16 protein-coding genes, 1 other RNA gene and 1 pseudogene are annotated in these 16,109 nt (G+C 72.3%); 6 read left to right on the forward strand and 12 right to left on the reverse strand.

All coding sequences use genetic code 11. The annotated features are described in order from the left end of the window. Window positions 1–35: 35 nt before the first annotated feature. Both ACZ5NW_RS11420 and ACZ5NW_RS11425 read right to left on the reverse strand, forming a co-directional pair. Complete coding sequence (locus ACZ5NW_RS11420; RefSeq protein WP_468743576.1) at window positions 36–299, reverse strand: hypothetical protein; 264 nt, start codon at window positions 297–299, stop codon at window positions 36–38. After that, the gene (locus ACZ5NW_RS11425) at window positions 296–910 is read right to left on the reverse strand and encodes a DUF6668 family protein (RefSeq protein ID WP_468743577.1); all 615 of its coding nucleotides are present in this window, start codon (window positions 908–910) and stop codon (window positions 296–298) included. Before ACZ5NW_RS11425 ends, ACZ5NW_RS11420 begins: the two co-directional genes overlap by 4 nt. Before the next feature lie 248 nt (window positions 911–1,158). On the opposite strand from ACZ5NW_RS11425, the gene ACZ5NW_RS11430 reads away from it, so the two are divergent. The 3 genes from ACZ5NW_RS11430 (at window position 1,159) to ACZ5NW_RS11440 (ending at window position 3,543) form a co-directional block, all read left to right on the forward strand. After that, window positions 1,159–1,923 carry a hypothetical protein gene (locus tag ACZ5NW_RS11430; protein WP_468743578.1) on the forward strand — a complete coding sequence of 255 codons (765 nt, stop codon included), beginning with the start codon at window positions 1,159–1,161 and terminating at the stop codon, window positions 1,921–1,923. A 112-nt stretch (window positions 1,924–2,035) separates the two neighbouring features. Then, window positions 2,036–2,593 carry a sigma-70 family RNA polymerase sigma factor gene (locus ACZ5NW_RS11435; RefSeq protein ID WP_468743579.1) on the forward strand — a complete coding sequence of 186 codons (558 nt, stop codon included), beginning with the start codon at window positions 2,036–2,038 and terminating at the stop codon, window positions 2,591–2,593. Between the two features lie 146 nt (window positions 2,594–2,739). Further along, on the forward strand, window positions 2,740–3,543 hold the full coding sequence (locus ACZ5NW_RS11440) for an AfsR/SARP family transcriptional regulator (RefSeq protein WP_468743580.1): 804 nt from the start codon (window positions 2,740–2,742) through the stop codon (window positions 3,541–3,543). A gap of 602 nt (window positions 3,544–4,145) precedes the next feature. On the opposite strand, the gene rnpB is transcribed toward ACZ5NW_RS11440, so the two are convergent. The 5 genes and pseudogenes from rnpB to ACZ5NW_RS11465 all read right to left on the reverse strand — a co-directional run bounded on the left by rnpB (window position 4,146) and on the right by ACZ5NW_RS11465 (window position 8,452). Next, window positions 4,146–4,549, reverse strand: an RNA gene (gene rnpB / locus ACZ5NW_RS11445) — RNase P RNA component class A. 115 nt (window positions 4,550–4,664) lie between these two features. Further along, a pseudogene (locus ACZ5NW_RS11450) lies at window positions 4,665–5,447 on the reverse strand (DMT family transporter); the annotation flags it as partial. A gap of 22 nt (window positions 5,448–5,469) precedes the next feature. Continuing rightward, a complete protein-coding gene (locus ACZ5NW_RS11455; protein ID WP_468743581.1) occupies window positions 5,470–6,291 on the reverse strand; it encodes a helix-turn-helix domain-containing protein in 822 nt (273 codons plus the stop codon). Window positions 6,292–6,331: 40 nt separating this feature from the next. Further along, window positions 6,332–6,901 (reverse strand): Uma2 family endonuclease, encoded by a 570-nt coding sequence (locus tag ACZ5NW_RS11460; protein ID WP_468743582.1) that lies wholly within the window; start codon window positions 6,899–6,901, stop codon window positions 6,332–6,334. Window positions 6,902–7,015: 114 nt separating this feature from the next. Then, entirely contained in the window at window positions 7,016–8,452 is a 1,437-nt protein-coding gene (locus tag ACZ5NW_RS11465; protein WP_468743583.1) for an RNB domain-containing ribonuclease, read from the reverse strand. A 105-nt stretch (window positions 8,453–8,557) separates the two neighbouring features. On the opposite strand from ACZ5NW_RS11465, the gene yaaA reads away from it, so the two are divergent. Further along, the gene (yaaA, locus tag ACZ5NW_RS11470) at window positions 8,558–9,340 is read left to right on the forward strand and encodes a peroxide stress protein YaaA (RefSeq protein ID WP_468743584.1); all 783 of its coding nucleotides are present in this window, start codon (window positions 8,558–8,560) and stop codon (window positions 9,338–9,340) included. Between the two features lie 24 nt (window positions 9,341–9,364). On the opposite strand, the gene ACZ5NW_RS11475 is transcribed toward yaaA, so the two are convergent. The 3 genes from ACZ5NW_RS11475 to ACZ5NW_RS11485 are packed head-to-tail and all read right to left on the reverse strand — an operon-like array spanning window position 9,365 to window position 12,218. After that, complete coding sequence (locus tag ACZ5NW_RS11475; protein WP_468743585.1) at window positions 9,365–10,609, reverse strand: bifunctional RNase H/acid phosphatase; 1,245 nt, start codon at window positions 10,607–10,609, stop codon at window positions 9,365–9,367. 11 nt (window positions 10,610–10,620) lie between these two features. Further along, window positions 10,621–11,304, reverse strand: coding sequence for a zinc ribbon domain-containing protein (locus ACZ5NW_RS11480; protein ID WP_468743872.1), 684 nt, complete (start codon window positions 11,302–11,304; stop codon window positions 10,621–10,623). 56 nt (window positions 11,305–11,360) lie between these two features. Further along, complete coding sequence (locus ACZ5NW_RS11485) at window positions 11,361–12,218, reverse strand: Nif3-like dinuclear metal center hexameric protein (RefSeq protein WP_468743586.1); 858 nt, start codon at window positions 12,216–12,218, stop codon at window positions 11,361–11,363. A 201-nt stretch (window positions 12,219–12,419) separates the two neighbouring features. Between ACZ5NW_RS11485 and ACZ5NW_RS11490 the strand changes: the two genes are divergently transcribed. Further along, the gene (locus ACZ5NW_RS11490) at window positions 12,420–13,655 is read left to right on the forward strand and encodes a hypothetical protein (protein WP_468743587.1); all 1,236 of its coding nucleotides are present in this window, start codon (window positions 12,420–12,422) and stop codon (window positions 13,653–13,655) included. 95 nt (window positions 13,656–13,750) lie between these two features. After that, a complete protein-coding gene (locus tag ACZ5NW_RS11495; RefSeq protein ID WP_468743588.1) occupies window positions 13,751–13,936 on the forward strand; it encodes a hypothetical protein in 186 nt (61 codons plus the stop codon). An 88-nt stretch (window positions 13,937–14,024) separates the two neighbouring features. Here the strand turns inward: ACZ5NW_RS11495 and ACZ5NW_RS11500 are convergent, their stop codons facing one another. Next, window positions 14,025–14,963 carry a 3-oxoacyl-ACP reductase gene (locus ACZ5NW_RS11500; RefSeq protein WP_468743589.1) on the reverse strand — a complete coding sequence of 313 codons (939 nt, stop codon included), beginning with the start codon at window positions 14,961–14,963 and terminating at the stop codon, window positions 14,025–14,027. A gap of 8 nt (window positions 14,964–14,971) precedes the next feature. Continuing rightward, on the reverse strand, window positions 14,972–16,048 hold the full coding sequence (locus ACZ5NW_RS11505) for a Zn-dependent alcohol dehydrogenase (RefSeq protein ID WP_468743590.1): 1,077 nt from the start codon (window positions 16,046–16,048) through the stop codon (window positions 14,972–14,974). Window positions 16,049–16,109: the final 61 nt, after the last annotated feature.

Genomic DNA, 16,109 nt, shown 5'->3' on the forward strand with positions numbered 1-16,109 from the left:
GCAGAGGGTCAGGGGTGCACGAGCGGTGTCGTTGGTCAGAGGGACAGGTCGCCCAGGGCGGCGACGAGGGGCCCCGCGGTGGCGGCCAGAAGACAGCTGAGGGCGATGTAGAAGACGCCCCGGAAGTGTTCGCCGCCTTCACCCGGGTCGCCGCGGCGCAGTTGCAGCGACATCCTGATGCCTACGACGATGAGCCCTCCGACTCCGGCGGCGGACGCGCACCAGGCCAGGATGCCCAGCACCTGCCCGGCCTCGGGGTCGGGGTCGAAACCGGCGAGCATCCAGGGAACGCCGCTCATCCACGCCTCCGCGAGGGGATGTCCGTGCCGCTCACCACGGCGGCCAGGGACGTGAGTTGTCTCGGTGGTTCGGAAGCCGGTTCGCCGACGCGCCAGGAGGGGATCCAGGGGACGCGGTGGACGGTGACCGCCGACTTGATGACACGCACCCGCCGTACGAGCGTCAGTGGCAGCCTGCCGGGAGCGTCCGCCACCAGCACCACGCCGAGCAGGTCCAGCCCCTGGGGGGCCTTGCCCTGCCGTAGCGCGTCCAGCTGCCGGGAGACTGCCTGCAAACCGGCGAGGCTGGTGCGCCCGACGAGCAGGACACGCGAGGGTTCGCCGCGCAGGGGCTGGGGCCAGCGTGCTCCCACGTCCACCCCGCCCAGGCAGCGGGCGAGGGAGGTGACGCCGGCGCCGCCGTGCGCCTGCACCCAGCCGATGGTCGTGGCAGGGGAGCCGTTCGGGCCGACCGGTGTCCCGCCCGTGCGCTCCACCGGCCCCTGGCCGCGGCGCGAGGGCGGGGCGACGGGCCGGGTGCCGGGTTCCTGGCGATCGACCGGGGGCCGGGGCGGAGCAGGGGCGTTGTTCACCGCGGCCGAGGGCGGCTGGGCGGACGTGGGCCCGCGCACCCACGCATGGGCTCCCGGTGGCATCGCTGAAGGATTTCCCACCGGGTGCCCTCTCCGAGGTCGTAACAGTGTCGACTTTCATGCTTCTTCTGTGTTTTTAGGCCGGTTTTGAACCGGATCGGATGCCGGCCCGTTGGACCGGGGAGCCTGATGTCACTCCACAACGGCCCTTTGCGCGGGGCGGTTCACCTCGCCCGCGACTTTCTCCCGCGTCGGCCCGCCGGCCACGATCTTTCGAGGACATACCCATGACACTCCCGGCCCCCGACTCCGAGGCCTTCGCCTGTGACGTGTACATCTCCGAAGGGGAACGCGCCGTCGTGAACGGTGACCTCGTGCCGCAGGCGGAGGACGTCCCGGTGCACGAGGCGGTCCTGAACCTCCTGCACGACTACGCCCGCGAGCGCGACACCGTCGTGCGGGCAGCCGTGAACGACCGGTCGAGCGGCGAGAGTTTCCTGCTCGACGTCCTGCCCGACGGCTCCAGCCGACTGTTCATGCCGTCCGACGACCTGGTCGCGCCGACAGCCTCCCCGGCTCCGCACGACGCCGCACTCCCCCCAGCGCTGGCCGACCGTGTCACCACCATCCAACGGCGGGCGCACGCCGACCAGTTGGACCAGGCCCTCCTGCTGGCCACCGCGCTACGCGAGTACCTCACCGGCAGATATGAAGCCGCACACCCGTACGCCCTGGAAGCCAGAGCCCTGGAGGCCTACCTCGCCCACCTGTGCGGTATTCCCCGCCAGGCAACGCTGCTGGCACTGGCCGTAGCCCGCGTACGCTGCCGGCACTCCGACCCGCGGGCAGCCGACGACGTGGCGCGGGCGACAGCCGCCTGGAGCTTCCTCGAAGACGAGCAGCCGGTCCTCGTGCACGGCACGGAACTGCTGAACATGTGGCAGCGGCTGGGCGATCAGGGCCTGGTCCCCGATGCCTACGCCCCTATGGTGCGGTACGTCGGACAGCGGATGCACACGCCGCCCCGTGCCTACGCCGCGCAGACCCCGTAGACCGTCACGGCATCGATCCGTCGTCACCGCGTCCATCGGACGACCATCGGGCTGCCATCGCCAGGCAACACCTTCAGGTGCTCCACCACTTGACGCAGCCCAGGAGCACACCATGCAGCACCACGTCATCGGATCGACCGGATCCGCGTCAGCGGAGGAACGGGCACTGCTCGACCTCTACCAGGCCCACACCAGGGACCTTTACGCCTACGTCCTGCGCTTGGTCGGCGGCGACGCCTACCGAGCGGAGGACGTCGTCCAAGAGGCTCTCCTGCGCTGCTGGGTCAAGCGCAACCTCCACGACACGGCGACCATGAACGTACGGCGGTGGTTGTTCCGCGTGGCACGCAATCTGGTCATCGACGAGTACCGCGCCCGCTCGCTGCGCCCCCGCGAGATCAGCAGCACGGCGACCTGGCTCAAGGACGTCGACAGCAACTCCCGTGAGATCGAACGGATGTTGGCCGCCCTGGACCTCCATGAGGCCCTGGAGGATCTCGCCCCGCTCCACCAGGAGGCGCTGCGGGCCACTTACTTGGACGAACTCAGTGTGCAGCAGGCTGCCCGTGTCCTGGGCATACCCCCGGGGACGGTCAAGTCACGGGTCCACTACGCCTTGCGTCATCTGCAGACCACGATGCGCACACGCGACGAGGCGACCGCTGCATGACTGTCGATCCGAGTCGTCTGCAAGGTGTCGGCAAGTGACTTCCAAGACGCCGTCAAGTACACCTCCCAGAGTGTGGGACAGCCCGGGAAATCCACCGCATGTGTTCTTCCGGGTGCGTTTTCTGCCCGCGATGGAGGATTTCTTCGATGAACCAGCTGCGTTTCTCACTACTGGGCCCCGTGCGCGCCTGGAACAGAGCTGAGGAAGTCAGGCTGGGCTCGCCCCAGCAGCAGGCGGTGCTGGCCACACTGATCCTTGCCGAGGGAACCCCGGTGTCCGTCAGTGCCCTGGCCGACGCCGTCTGGGCCGGCTCCGCCCCCGCCACAGCCGTCGGCACGATACGCACCCATGTCTACCGGCTGCGCCGGGCACTGGAGCCGGCCTGCACCTCGGCGTCGTCCGCCATCCGCTCTCGGGGTGACAGCTACTGCCTGGCCACCACGGTGCACAACTGCGATCTCAAGGCGTTCAGATCGCTGGCGTCGAAGGCGGAGAGAGCCCGGCGCGAAGGCTGCCTCCAGGATGTCGCCCGCCATCTGCGAGACGCACTGGCACTGTGGCAAGGCGAGGCACTGCAGGGGCTCGGGGGGCCACGGGCCGACGCGCATCGGCACGTCCTTGAACATCTCCGCCTCCAAGCCCAGACCGACCGGATCGCCGCGGAACTCGAACTCGGAAACACCACCGCGGCAGCGGTCGACCTGCAACAACTCGTTGCGCGACACCCCTTCGACGAACACCTGCGGAAACTCCTCATGCTCGCCCTCCACCGATCCGGGCGGCAGGCCGCAGCTCTGGCGGTCTACGGTGAAGCGCAACGGCTCCTGGCCCGAGAACTCGGCGTCGATCCGGGCCCCGAACTCCAGGAGACGCACCAACGTGTCCTGCGCAGCGCGAGCACCTGCGCGGTGGGCAGGACAGCGAAGGCACCATCTGAGCCCTCAACGTGAACAGGCGTCCCTTCCTCGCGTCACTTTCGGGGACCTCGGGGGTCAGCGGGCCGTTGGCCGCGTACTGCGCTGCCTGCGCGACCAGGCCGGATGCGCTGGGCGCGGCTGAGGGAGGAGAGACATGGTTCGCGGCGAACGCGTCATGCACAGCCTGCCTGCGGGCAGCCTGATCGCTCGATGACGGGCCCCGCCCAGGCACAGCGGCAGCTGCGTGTTGCAGAGCAGCCGGCTCATCGGGTCCTGGTTGGGCACCGTTGGGCTCAGCCGCCCGGCGTATGGCACGGCGCCGCTTCAGCGCCCCCTGTTCGCTCGCCCCTTGCCTGCCCTGTTCATGGGGTTGGCCGAGGGAGGCGATATACCGCTGCAACGCCGCTCCGTTGATCGCGTACGTCTGCTCGCCCCGTGCTGCCCTCAGCCGGGCTTCGCCGTCGAGGTTACGCACTTGCTCGCGCAGTACCCGTCCGCTCAACGTGTGGCGTCCGCATGCAGTTCACTTCATCGGCGCGGCGTGGTGGTCTCTCAAGACAGCGCGAACAGCACCGGACCGGCGACAGGCGGAATGCGGACGCACCATCGGTGCTCAAGTTCAGCCAGAGGAGCGGCAGACGAGTCGGGCTGTACGCCGGGTTCTGTTCCCCGGGTCCTCGCGGAGTCCGGGGTGACGGCCATCCATCTAGGGCCGGCGTTGCCGTCGGCCTCGTGCGGTCTACCCGCGGACTCGGGCGGGCAGCCCTCGATCGTCCGCGCAGAGCGCTTTTTACGGCGCTCCTTTTGACCTTGCTCCGGGTGGGGTTTACCTAGCTGCCCAGGTCACCCTGGGCACTGGTGGTCTCTTACACCGCCGTTTCACCCTTACCGAGGACCGAGGTCCTCGGCGGTCTGTTTTCTGTGGCACTGTCCCGCGGGTCACCCCGGGTGGCCGTTAGCCACCACCCTGCCCTGTGGAGCCCGGACGTTCCTCGGGAAGCCCCCTAGGGGGACTCCACGCGGCCGTCCGCCCGGCTCGTCTGCCGTGTCGACCATGGTACCGGGCGTGCGGTCCTCCTCGGACCCGCCGCCGTCGCCAGGACCGAGCCGGCCAGGATCAGGGCGAAGGCGATCCCTATGCCGGTCGTCAGTTCCTCGTCCAGGAAGACGGCGCCCGCCGTCACCGCGATCGCCGGGTTGACGTAGGTGATGACCGTGGCGCGGGTCGGGCCCGCCTCCTTGATCAGCTCCAGGAAGGCGACGAAGGCGACGGCCGTGCACACCACGCCCAGCGCGGCGAGGGCGGCCAGGACGTTCGCCGACGGCACCTCGGCGGGCCAGGTCGCGGCCGCCGCCGGGGCGTAGACGAGGGCCGCGAGGGCCAGGCAGGGGGCCGTCAGGTGGAGGGACGGGACGTCCTTCAGGTGGCGGGCCGCGATCAGGGGGGCCGTCGCGTAGCCCAGGACTGTCAGGAGTACCTCTGCCAGGGACCGCGCGTCGCCGCCGGTCAGGTGCGGGAGGGTGAGGACCGTGACGCCGGTCAGGCCGAGGGCGAGTCCGGTGAGGCGTCGGACACCCAGGCGTTCCGTGTCGCCGAAGAAGCGGGCCAGGGCCACGCCGACGATCGGCACGCCCGCTATCAGCAGGCCCGCGGTCGAGCTGGAGAGGTGGCGCTCGGCGTCCGTGAGCGTGAACCACGGGCCGATGATCTCGATGCACGCGAAGGCCAGCAGCGGCCGCCAGCGGGTGCGGAGCGTGCGGGCCAGACCGGGCTGGCGCAGGGCGAAGGGGAGCAGGAGCGCGGCGCCGAGGGCACAGCGGGTGAAGACCACCGTGGACGGGGACAGGTCGGCGTCCACCGCCACCTTGATCAGGAGATAGGGGATGCCCCAGATGACTCCCATGAGGGAGAAGAGGAACCAGCCGCGTGCAGTCATGCGGGCAGTGTCGGCCGGTGCCTCACCGGGTGTCTTGAACGCTGTTGCGGTACGCCGCCGGGGTGACGCCCAGCACGCGCCGGAACCACCGGGTCAGGTGCGCCTGGTCGGCGAAGCCCACCAGCCCCGCGACCTCGGCCGGGCGTAGTCCGGACGCCAGCAGCGCGCGGGCCCGGTGCACCCGGTGCTGGGCCAGCCAGGCGTACGGCGGTACGCCCATGGTCGTACGGAAGGCGCGCAGGAGTTGGTAGCGCGACATGCCGAGGTCGGCGGCGAGGTCGGCCAGGGAGGGCGGGGCGAGGAGTTCGTCGGCGAGGCGGTCGCGGACGGCGTGGGCGACGCTGTCGGCGCCGGGGACGCGGTCGTCGGCCGGGCGGGCGGTGGAGTGGCGCCGAGTCAGGGCGGTGAGCAGCCACGGCAGCCGGGACTCGGCCTCCAGTGGGTCGGGGCAGACGCTCAGCTCGGTGTGGGCGAGGCGGAGCGCGGCGGCCAGCTCGGGGTCGTCGAGGAGGGGTTCGCGGAAGTGCGGGCGGCTGTCGCCGAGGACGCCGTCGATGAGCAGGGAGGGCTCGGCGTACAGGGCGCGGTAGGCGTAGCCGTCGGTGGGGTTGCCGGGGCCGCCGGTGTGCATCTCGTCGGGGGCGAGGACGACGATGGAGCCGGGGCCGGTGCGGATGTGCCCGCCGCGGTAGTCGATGATCTCGGATCCGCCGACGCAGACGCCGATCGTGAACTCGTCGTGGGCGTGCGGGGCGTAGACGTGCTTGTCGAAGCGGGCGGTCAGCAGGTCGAGCGGGGGGCCGCACCGGCCCAGCCTGGCCCTGGTCCACGACGTCTGCTCCACCCCGCACCCCTTTCGGTCTACGGGTGCAACGCGAGGAGGGTCAGAGAAAGTCCGTCGTCTCCAAGTCGAAGCCGAACGGCTCGGGAAGGGTGAGGGCCCTACCGACGGGCCGGGTGATGTGTTCGCGGTAGTCGTGCCCCTCCGGGTCGGAGAAGAGCGTGACCGCGGCAGCGTCGCGGTCGACGAGCAGGTACAAGGGGATGCCGCCACGGGCGTAGCAGCGGCGCTTGACCTCACGGTCGACGGCCGGCTTGGAGGAAGTGACTTCGAGCACCATGGCCACGCCTTCGCAGGGCATCCACGGCTCGGCTCCCCGGAAGAGCCGCCGCTCCCTGGAGGCGAACGTGCCGTCCGGGATCACGTGATCCTTCGGGCTGCCTTCCAGCTTGAGGCCCTTGGTCCCGGCGAACTGCATGCGCGTCACGGACTTCACGTGGACCTGCTCAACGATCAGTCCGATGTAGTCCTCGTGATCCCCGTCCGGCGGCGGCGTCACAACGATCTCCCCCTCGATCAGCTCGGCCCGGAAACCCTCCGGGGTGTCCAGGGCGAGAAAGCCCTCCAGCAGGATGTCTTCCTGCGTGAGCGGCTCGTGGGCCATGGCAGTCATGTCACCCCCCTCCTTCGGTCGCTCGCCAGACTGGGACATCGGAAGATCACCTGTCCAAGAGATCGGGACCCGTTCGCTCGATCGTGGCATACGTCCCGCCACGGCGTCAGAGGCTCACGCCGGGGCGAAACGTACCGTCGGGATCGTTGGGTCCGCCTGGGTGAGGTGGACCTGTAGGGGGTCTCCGAGGGGGAGGGGGTGGTCCGCGTCGACGCGGCCGATGATCGCCGGGGTTCGCAGGTGGACCGTGCCCACGTGGGGGCGGTCCTCGTCCACGTCGATCACGTAGGCGTCGAAGGTCTCGCCGACGCGGTCCTTCAGTACGGCCGCCTCGACCAGGTCCACGCAGGTGCGTTCGACCGTGTTCTGGCGGTGGCCGCCCTCCGCCATCCGGGCCGGGAGGCCGTCCAGGGCGGCCGTCACCCAGTCGGGCACGGGCCGGTCCTCGGCGGCGGCCAGGCACAGTTCCGTGGTGTAGCGGTCGGCCAGACGGCGCAGGGGGGCCGTGCAGTGGGTGTAGGGGGCGGCCACCGCGGAGTGGGTGGTGATGGCGGGCAGGGCGCCGTCCCGGAAGACGGTGTAGCCGGCGCCCCGCAGGAGCCTCGTGCACTCCTGGAGGAACGCCGCGTGGCGCGGGAGGCTCGGGTCCAGGGAGCGGACGAGCTGGGCGTACGACACGTGGTGCGGCCAGTCGACGCGCAGGGCGAGGGCGACGCGGCGCAGCCGGCCCACCGCGCCGTCGGGGGCGGGGGGCAGGGTGCGCAGGACGCCGGTGCCGTGGGCCAGCATCAGGTCGGCGGCGGCCATCCCGGTGAGGAGGGAGAGCTGTGCGTTCCAGCCCTCGGCGGGCAGCGGGGCGCGGTACGTCAGCTCGTACGTGCCGTCGTGCTCGACGATCTCCTGCTCGGGCACGTTGAGGGAGATGCCGCCGCGGTCGGCCTCCAGGCCCTCGCGGAGCCTTCCGATCTCGGCGAGCAGGGCGATCGGCTCCTCGGCGGTCTTGTCGTCGATCTGCCGCTGCACGCCCGCGTAGTCGAGCTTGGCGCGGCTGCGGACGAGGGCGCGGCGGAGGTCGACGGCGAGCGTGCGGCCGTCCGCGTCGAGGTCGATGGTCCACAGCGCGGCCGGGCGGACCTGGTCCGGGAGGAGGCTGGCGGCGTCCTCGCCGAGGACGGGCGGGTGCAGGGGGATCTTGCCGTCGGGGAAGTAGAGGGTGGTGACCCGGCGGTGCGCCTCGGCGTCCAGCGGGCCGTCGGGTACGACGAAGGCGGCGACGTCGGCGATGGCGTACCGGACGCGGTAGCCGGTGCCCTGGCGGGACAGGTGCAGCGCCTGGTCGAGGTCGGTGGAGCCGGGCGGGTCGATGGTGAGGAAGGGGATGTCGGTGGCGTCCTGCCGTGGGGGCAGGGGGGCGCGGGAGACGCGGTCCGCCTCCGCGAGGACCTCGGCCGGGAAACCGTCGGGGACGGCGAGCTTGGTGCGCAGGGCGGTGAGGGCGGCCCGGAGGGGGGCTTCGGGAACGCCGGTCACGCGGATGTGGCGGCGGGGCATGCAACGAGCGTAGGGCGGGGGTCGCGGAGGGGCACGCCGTACGACGCGGGGGTGGGAGCGGGGCACGCCGTACGCTGTCGGGAGTTCGACTGAAGGAGATCTTCCGTGCTGGTCCTGCTGCCTCCGTCCGAAGGCAAGGCGCCCTCCGGGCGCGGCACCCCGCTGAAGCTGGAGTCGCTGTCGCTGCCGGGACTCACCGAGGGCCGGGCGGCCGTACTCGACGCGCTCGTCGAGCTGTGCGCCGGGGACGAGGAGAAGGCGCGCGAGGTGCTGGGGCTGAGCGAGGGGCTGCGGGGCGAGGTCGCGAAGAACACGGCGCTCAGGACGGCCGGAGCGCGGCCCGCCGGGGACATCTACACGGGCGTCCTCTACGACGCCCTGGACCTGGCGTCCCTCGACCCGGCCGCGAAGCGGCGCGCCGGGCGCTCGCTGCTCGTCTTCTCGGGGCTGTGGGGCGCGGTCCGGGTGACCGACCGGATCCCCTCGTACCGCTGCTCGATGGGCGTGAAGCTGCCGGGGATCGGGGCGCTGGGCGCGCACTGGCGGGCGCCGATGGCGTCGGCGCTGCCCGAGGCGGCCGGGGACGGGCTGGTGCTGGATCTGCGCTCGTCGGCCTACGCGGCGGCATGGAAGCCGAAGGGGGAGGTCGCCGCGCGCACGGCGACCGTACGGGTGCTGCACGCGCCGACCCGCAAGGTGGTCAGCCACTTCAACAAGGCGACCAAAGGGCGGATCGTCCGGAGCCTGCTGACGGCGGGGGCGGCGCCCGCCGGCCCGGCCGAGCTGGTGGAGGCGCTGCGGGACCTCGGGTACGAGGTGGAGGCCGAGGCGCCGGGCCGGGCGGGGCAGGCGTGGTCGCTGGACGTGCTGGTGGCGGAGATCCACTGAGCGCGTCCGCTCCTGCGGCTGGGCTCAGGGGCGTAGGTGCGAGGTGTCGTTGACCAGGCGGACGCTGGCGTTGCCGTCGGCGTAGTAGGCGATCGCCGAGAGGGAGGCCGCCGAGAGTTCCATGCGGAACAGGGACTCGGGCGGGGCGCCCAGGGCGAGGCGCAGCAGCGTCTTGATCGGGGTGACGTGGGTGACGAGCAGGACCGTGCGGCCCGCGTGGGCGGCGACGAGCTTGTCGCGGGCGGCGGCGATACGGACGGCGGTCTCGGCGAAGCTCTCTCCGCCACCGGTGGGGTGGGCCTCCGGGTCGGCGAGCCAGGCGTCGAGATCGTCCGGGTAGCGCTCGCGGACCTCGCCGAACGTCAGCCCCTCCCAGGCGCCGAAGTCCGTCTCGCGCAGGCCCTCGTCGACGGTCACCTCCAGGCCGAGACGGGCGGCGACGATACCGGCGGTCTCGCGGGTGCGGGCGAGCGGGGAGGCCAGGATGTGCTCGATGGTGCCGCGCCGGGCGAGGGCGGCGCCGACCCGTTCGGCCTGCTCGCGGCCCACGTCGGAGAGGGCGGGGTCGGTGCCGCCGCTGCCGGAGAAGCGCTTCTGGGGGGTGAGGGGGGTCTCCCCGTGCCGGAGCAGCACGAACGTGGCGGGCGCTCCCATGTCCGCCGAGGCCCAGCCGACACTCGGCGCGGCCACGCTCCGCGCGGCCCTGACATCGGCCCCGGCCTTACCGGCTCCGCCACCAACCTCGTCGGCTCCGCCGCCACCCCGCTCGGCCGCTCCGCGACGGGTGGAAGAGGGGGAAACCGCAGAAGGGGAGGAGGAGGCGGGCTCAACAGCCGACGACGAAACGGCGGGACCGGCAACCCCCGTCCCCTCGTCCATCGCCGCGTTCGCCAACCTGTCCGCGTGCTTGTTCCGCTCGCGGGGGATCCACTCGTAGGTGACCTGGTCCGGTGGGAGGATCCGGGACGCCTCCATGGCCAGCGGCTTCATGTCGGGGTGCTTGATCTTCCAGCGCCCCGACATCTGCTCGATGACCAGCTTGGAGTCCATGCGGACGTGGACGGTCGCGGTCGGGTCGAGTTCGACGGCGGCGCGCAGCCCGGCGATCAGGCCCCGGTACTCGGCCACGTTGTTGGTGGCGACCCCGAGGTAACCGGCCGCCTCCACAAGGGTCTCCCCCGTGGCGGCGTCGATCACGACGCTGCCGTAGCCCGCGGGCCCGGGGTTGCCCCGCGAGCCGCCGTCCGCCTCGACGATGAACTCCCGCACGGCACAGGCTCCTAGAGGCCGGACTCGGCGGTCCGCACCAGGATGCGACGGCAGTTCTCGCAGCGCACCACGGTGTCGGGGGCGGCCTTGCGGATCTCGTTCAGCTCGGTGATGGCGAGCTCCTGGCGGCAGCCCTGGCAGGTGCGGGCGTACAGCTTCGCCGCGCCGATGCCGCCCTGCTGCCCGCGCAGCTTGTCGTAGAGCTTGAGCAGGTCGGCGGGGACGGAGCCGGCGACGACCTCGCGCTCCTTGCCGACCGTGGCCGCCTCGCCGTCGATCTCCTCGAAGGCGGCGTCGCGGCGGGCGGTGGCGTCGTCGATCTTCGACTGGACGGAGCCGACGCGCTCGGTCAGCTCGGCGACCCGCTCCTGGGCGCCCTCACGGCGCTCCATGACCTCCAGGACGACGTCCTCCAGGTCACCCTGCCGCTTGGCGAGGGAGACGATCTCGCGCTGGAGGTTCTCCAGGTCCTTCGGGGAGGTGACGGCGCCGGAGTCGAGGCGCTGCTGGTCGCGGGCGGCGCGCTGACGCACCTGGTCGACGTCCTGCTCGGCCTTGGTCTGCTCGCGGGCGCAGTCGCTCTCCTCGGTCTGCGCGGCGACGAGCAGGTCGCGCAGCTGCGTGAGGTCCTTGGTCAGCGACTCGATCTCGGCGTGCTCGGGCAGCGACTTCCGCTTGTGCGCGAGCTGCTGCAGGCGTACGTCGAGGGCCTGGACGTCGAGGAGTCGGATCTGGTCGGCGGGCGCGGCGTTCAGTTGGGGGCTCCCGTGTAGCTAGTGGTGGCGTTGGACGCCGCGTGGGCGGTCCAGGGGTCGGTGACCGTGGCGGAGACATGGACCCGCAGGCCCCATCCCTCCCGGTCGGAGATCTCGTCGAGCTGGCTCGCGGCCAGCTCGCACCAGGGCCATTCGGTGGCCCAGTGCGCCGCGTCGAGCAGCGCGAGAGGACTGTGGGCGCGGGCCTCGGAGGCGGGGTGGTGCCTGAGGTCCGAGGTGAGGAAGGCGTCCACGCCGGCGGCGCGGACGACGTCGAAGAGGCTGTCGCCGGAGCCGCCGCTGACGGCCACGGTCCGCACGAGGGCGTCGGGGTCGCCGGCGACCCGGATCCCCTGGGCGGTGGCGGGCAGCCGCTCGGCGGCGCGCGCGGCGAGGTCGCGCAGGCTCAGCGGATGGTCGAGCTCGCAGATCCGCCCGAGTCCGCGCCGCCCCTCGGGGTCGGTGCCGTCCGGTACGAGGGGCCGTACGACGCGCAGGTCGAGGGCGCCGGCGAGGGCGTCGCTCACGCCCGGGTCGGCGGTGTCGGCGTTGGTGTGGGCGACGTGCAGCGCGATGTCGTTCTTGATGAGGGTGTGCACGACGCGCCCCTTGAAGGTGGAGGCGGCGACGGTGGTGGTCCCCCGCAGATAGAGCGGATGGTGGGTGACCAGCAGATCGGCCCCGAGCTTCACCGCCTCGTCGACGATCTCCTGCACGGGGTCGACCGCGAACAGAACCCGCGAGACCTCCTGATCGGGATCGCCCACGACGGTTCCGACCGCGTCCCAGGACTCGGCCCGCTCGGCGGGCCACAGGTTCTCCAGCGCGGCGACAACTTCAAACAGACGGGGCACGGAGAAAAGGCTACCTGCCCGCTCCGCGGCCCCGCACCGCTGAGGTCGGACGTCGGCCGGAGTGGGGGCGCGGCACGCACAAACCCACCGCTCACCGAAGAGGAATCGCTTCTGCACCACTCGTAAGAGCGAAGCCCCCGCTTCGTGCTCCCACGGGCGTGCGTGCGAAAACGTACCTTCTTCGGCGGAGGTGACCCAAAGATGACGGCCTGTGCGATCGAACCCGCCGCGGACAACGACCGTATGCCGCCCGCACTGTGCGTGATCACGGCGGCCGGTGCCTACGCCGCCCGTCTCGCACGGGACGGCGACTCCTGGTTCCCGGAGCGCTGGACCCTCGACGGCCCCGAGCCGTATGCCGTGCCGCTGCCCGGCAACCAGCCCGAGGAGCCCGGTACGGAGGTGCAGCCGCTGGCGGACGGGAGGGTGCTCATCCACCGCAGGGCGGCGGGGCGGCACGTCTTCTCGCTGCTCTACCCGACCGGACCCGGCACCGGCGAGCTCCCCCTCGGCGCGGTCGAGTGCCCGGACGAGGACACCCGGCTGCGGCTGCTGCCGCCCGCACCCTGCGGTGAGCGCGCCTACGCCCTCGCCGTCGGCCGGCGCTCCACCGTCCTGTGGCAGGTCGCCGGCGGTCTCTTCGGCCCCGAGCACCTCGTCGAGATCCCCGGCCGCTGCTCCGGCGGGGTCTGGCTGGACCGCACCGGGCGGATGCTCGCCCTCGACCGCGAGGTCGGCGGCCGCACCAAGGCCGTCGTCGTGGACCTCGAACGCGGCGGCGAGATCACCCCGCTGCTCCAGATCGCCGCCGGCAGCGACGACCGTCTGCTGCTCGCCGACCCCGACAGCGGTCTGCTGCTGATCGAGTCCGACGCCCCTTCCCCCGGCGAACCCCGGCTCGGCTGGGGGGTCCTCGGCAGCACCCTCCCCGTCCGCTTCCCGGACTCCCTGCGGCTGCCCGGCTGCACAGTGACCCCGTTCGCCATCCAGCCCGGCCAGGTCCTGCTCCCCGAGAACTGCGCGGTGGCCCTCCGGATCGACGGGCCCCTCGGCACATGGGTCGGTGTCTGGCGCCCCGCGCGACGGCAGCTGCATCAACTCGCCGCGCCGGAAGGGTGGTTGGCGGGGGCGGGGCTGTGGACGGCGGACGGGGTGCTGCGGCTGCCGTACGCGACGGACACCGACCCGTGCGGCGTGGCCCGCATCACCGTCCCCGACACGAGCGCCGAGGAGCGGGCCCAGTCCCCCGCACCGGCCTCGTCCCCCGCACCGGCGGACCTGGCCGCCGCTCCGACGGAATCCGCCGACACCGCCGACGACCAGTCCGAGGGCTCCGGCACCTCCCTCAACTCCACCCACCCCACCTCCCCCGCCGACGGAGTCCCCCGCCCCGTCCCCCTCCAGGAGGCTCCCCTCGCGCGGCTTGTAACGAACTAGTCCCGGTCGGCGTGGCCGCCTGGATCCGCCCCGAGGGGCGGCGGTTAGACTCGCCCGGCTGTAAGAAGATCATGTTGACGGGGTGAACTCTTCCGATGAGCGACGCAAGCATCACGCAGCCGCTGCCGACCGAGGCCCAGGAGGCCTCCTCCGGTCATGGGCGGCACCGCGGCCCGGTGTCGAACCACGACGCCGAGGCGGCCCCGCGCGGCCGGCACCGCAAGCCGGCCGAGCGGGCCGAACGGTCCGAGCGGACCGAGCAGGCCGAGGTTGCCGCCTGAGGCACGCACCGATGAGGGGGGTGGCCGTCTACCGACGGGCCACCCCCCTTCCGCGTATGCGGCAGGTACGCGCCGTACGGCCCCCACCTCACCGGCGCCGCAACCCCAGCACCTCCGTCGCGGCGAACGTCTCCCCCTCCGGCCGTTCCGCGTAGTGCGCGGTGAGCAGCGCGTCAAGTTCGTCGTACGTGAACGTGTCCTGTTTGCTGTCGAACGTCGCCCGGACCCGCGGTCGTTCGACGATCGCGACCATGCCGCCGTGCACGACGAGCAGCTGCCCGTTGACCCGCGCCGCGGCGGGCGAGGCGAGATAGCCGACGAGCGGGGCGACGTGCTCGGGGGCGAGCGGGTCGAGTCCGCCGGCGGGGCGGGCGAGCCCCGCGAAGACGTCCTCCGTCATCCGGGTGCGGGCGCGGGGGCAGATCGCGTTGGCCGTCACGCCGTACTTGGCGAGCGCGAGCGCCGTGGAGGTGGTCAGGCCGACGATTCCGCCCTTGGCGGCCGCGTAGTTGGGCTGTCCGGCCGATCCGGCGAGGAACGCCTCCGAGGAGGTGTTCACGATCCGGCCGTGGACGGGCGCGCCGGCCGCCTTCGACCGTTCCCGCCAGTGCTCGGCGGCAAACCGGGTGGTGTTGAAGTGGCCCTTGAGGTGGACCCGGACGACCGCGTCCCACTCCTCCTCCGCCATGGAGAAGATCATGCGGTCGCGCAGGATGCCCGCGTTGTTGACGAGGACGTCCAGCTTGCCGAACGCCTCGATCGCGGCCGCGACCAGTTCCCCGGCCTGCCGGAAGTCGGCGACGTCCCCGGTGTGGGCGAGCGCGGTGCCGCCCGCCGCGCGGATCTCGGCGGCGACCTCCTCGGCCGGCCCGGCGGACGCCTCGCCCGAGCCGTCCCGGCCCGGCTGCCCGTAGTCGTTGACCACTACGGCCGCGCCGAGCCGGGCGAGTTCGAGCGCCTCGGCACGGCCCAGGCCGCGGCCGGCGCCGGTGACGATCGCGGCGAGTCCCTCCAGTGGCAGTGACATGCCGGGCCTCAGATCTCTATGCAGGTACGCAGGGCCGCCCCGGTGCGCATCTGGTCCAGCGCCTCGTTGACGTCGGTCAGCGGCACGCGGTGGGTGATCAGGCCGGCCAGGTCGATCCGGCCGGCCCGCCACAGGGCGATGGTGCGTTCGTAGGAGCGCAGGACGTCGCCGCCGCCGTACATCGACGGCAGGATCCGCTTCTCGTCGAAGAACAGCTCGAACATGTTGAGCTGGAGGAAGTCGTCCAGGGCGCCGGCGCCGACCACGACGAGGGTGCCGCCGCGCCGGGTGTTCTCGTAGGCGGTCCGGGCGGTGGCCGACTTTCCGACGACCTCGAAGACGTAGTCGAAGCCCTCGCCGCCGGTGATCTCCTGCTTGGCGCCCGGCAGTTCCTCGGGCGGGACCGCCCGGGTGGCGCCGAACCTGAGCGCGGCCTCGCGCCGGGACGGCACCGGGTCCACGGCGACGATCTCGGCGGCGCCCTTCAGCCGCGCGCCCTGGATGGCGGAGATGCCGACGCCCCCGCAGCCGATGACGGCCACCGACGAACCGGCTTCCACGTCGGCGGTGTTGAGGGCGGCGCCCAGTCCGGTGGTCACGCCGCAGCCGATGAGCGCGGCGATGTCGTAGGGCACGTCGTCGGGGATCGGTACGGCGCAGCCCGCGTCGACGACGACCTCCTCGGCGAAGGTGCCGGTGCCGGCGAAGCCGAAGAGGTCGCCCGTGGGGCGGCGGAAGTTGGGGGTGCCCGCGTTCATGAAGCCGGCCAGGCACAGTTCGGTCTGGCCGCGCCGGCAGGCGGGGCAGGCTCCGCAGGCGGGCAGCCAGCACACGACGACCCGGTCGCCGGGCGTGACCCGGGTGACGCCCTCCCCCACCTCCACGACCTCTCCCGCGCCCTCGTGGCCGGGGACGAAGGGGCCGGGCTGCGGCAGCACGCCGCTCATCGCGGACAGGTCCGAGTGGCACAGCCCGGTGGCCCGCACCCGGATCCTCACCCGGCCGGGCCCGGGGCCCACCGCCTCGACGTCGTCGAGGACCTCCAGCTTGTCCTGGCCGATCTCGTGCAGTACGGCTGCGCGCATGGTGCGGCTCCCCTCGGCCCCCGCGGGGGTCGACTCGGCTCGACTCGTCGATGACTCGGCG

This window comes from Streptomyces sp. NPDC032126 (assembly GCF_055580085.1).

Bases quoted from the DNA above. Each gene is read 5' to 3' on its own strand.
- ACZ5NW_RS11420 (WP_468743576.1), bottom strand. From the start codon at position 299: ATGAGCGGCGTTCCCTGGATGCTCGCCGGTTTCGACCCCGACCCCGAG.
- ACZ5NW_RS11430 (WP_468743578.1), top strand. From the start codon at position 1,159: ATGACACTCCCGGCCCCCGACTCCGAGGCCTTCGCCTGTGACGTGTAC.
- ACZ5NW_RS11435 (WP_468743579.1), top strand. From the start codon at position 2,036: ATGCAGCACCACGTCATCGGATCGACCGGATCCGCGTCAGCGGAGGAA.
- ACZ5NW_RS11440 (WP_468743580.1), top strand. From the start codon at position 2,740: ATGAACCAGCTGCGTTTCTCACTACTGGGCCCCGTGCGCGCCTGGAAC.
- ACZ5NW_RS11460 (WP_468743582.1), bottom strand. From the start codon at position 6,901: ATGACTGCCATGGCCCACGAGCCGCTCACGCAGGAAGACATCCTGCTG.
- ACZ5NW_RS11465 (WP_468743583.1), bottom strand. From the start codon at position 8,452: ATGCCCCGCCGCCACATCCGCGTGACCGGCGTTCCCGAAGCCCCCCTC.
- ACZ5NW_RS11490 (WP_468743587.1), top strand. From the start codon at position 12,420: ATGACGGCCTGTGCGATCGAACCCGCCGCGGACAACGACCGTATGCCG.
- ACZ5NW_RS11495 (WP_468743588.1), top strand. From the start codon at position 13,751: ATGAGCGACGCAAGCATCACGCAGCCGCTGCCGACCGAGGCCCAGGAG.
- ACZ5NW_RS11500 (WP_468743589.1), bottom strand. From the start codon at position 14,963: ATGTCACTGCCACTGGAGGGACTCGCCGCGATCGTCACCGGCGCCGGC.
- ACZ5NW_RS11505 (WP_468743590.1), bottom strand. From the start codon at position 16,048: ATGCGCGCAGCCGTACTGCACGAGATCGGCCAGGACAAGCTGGAGGTC.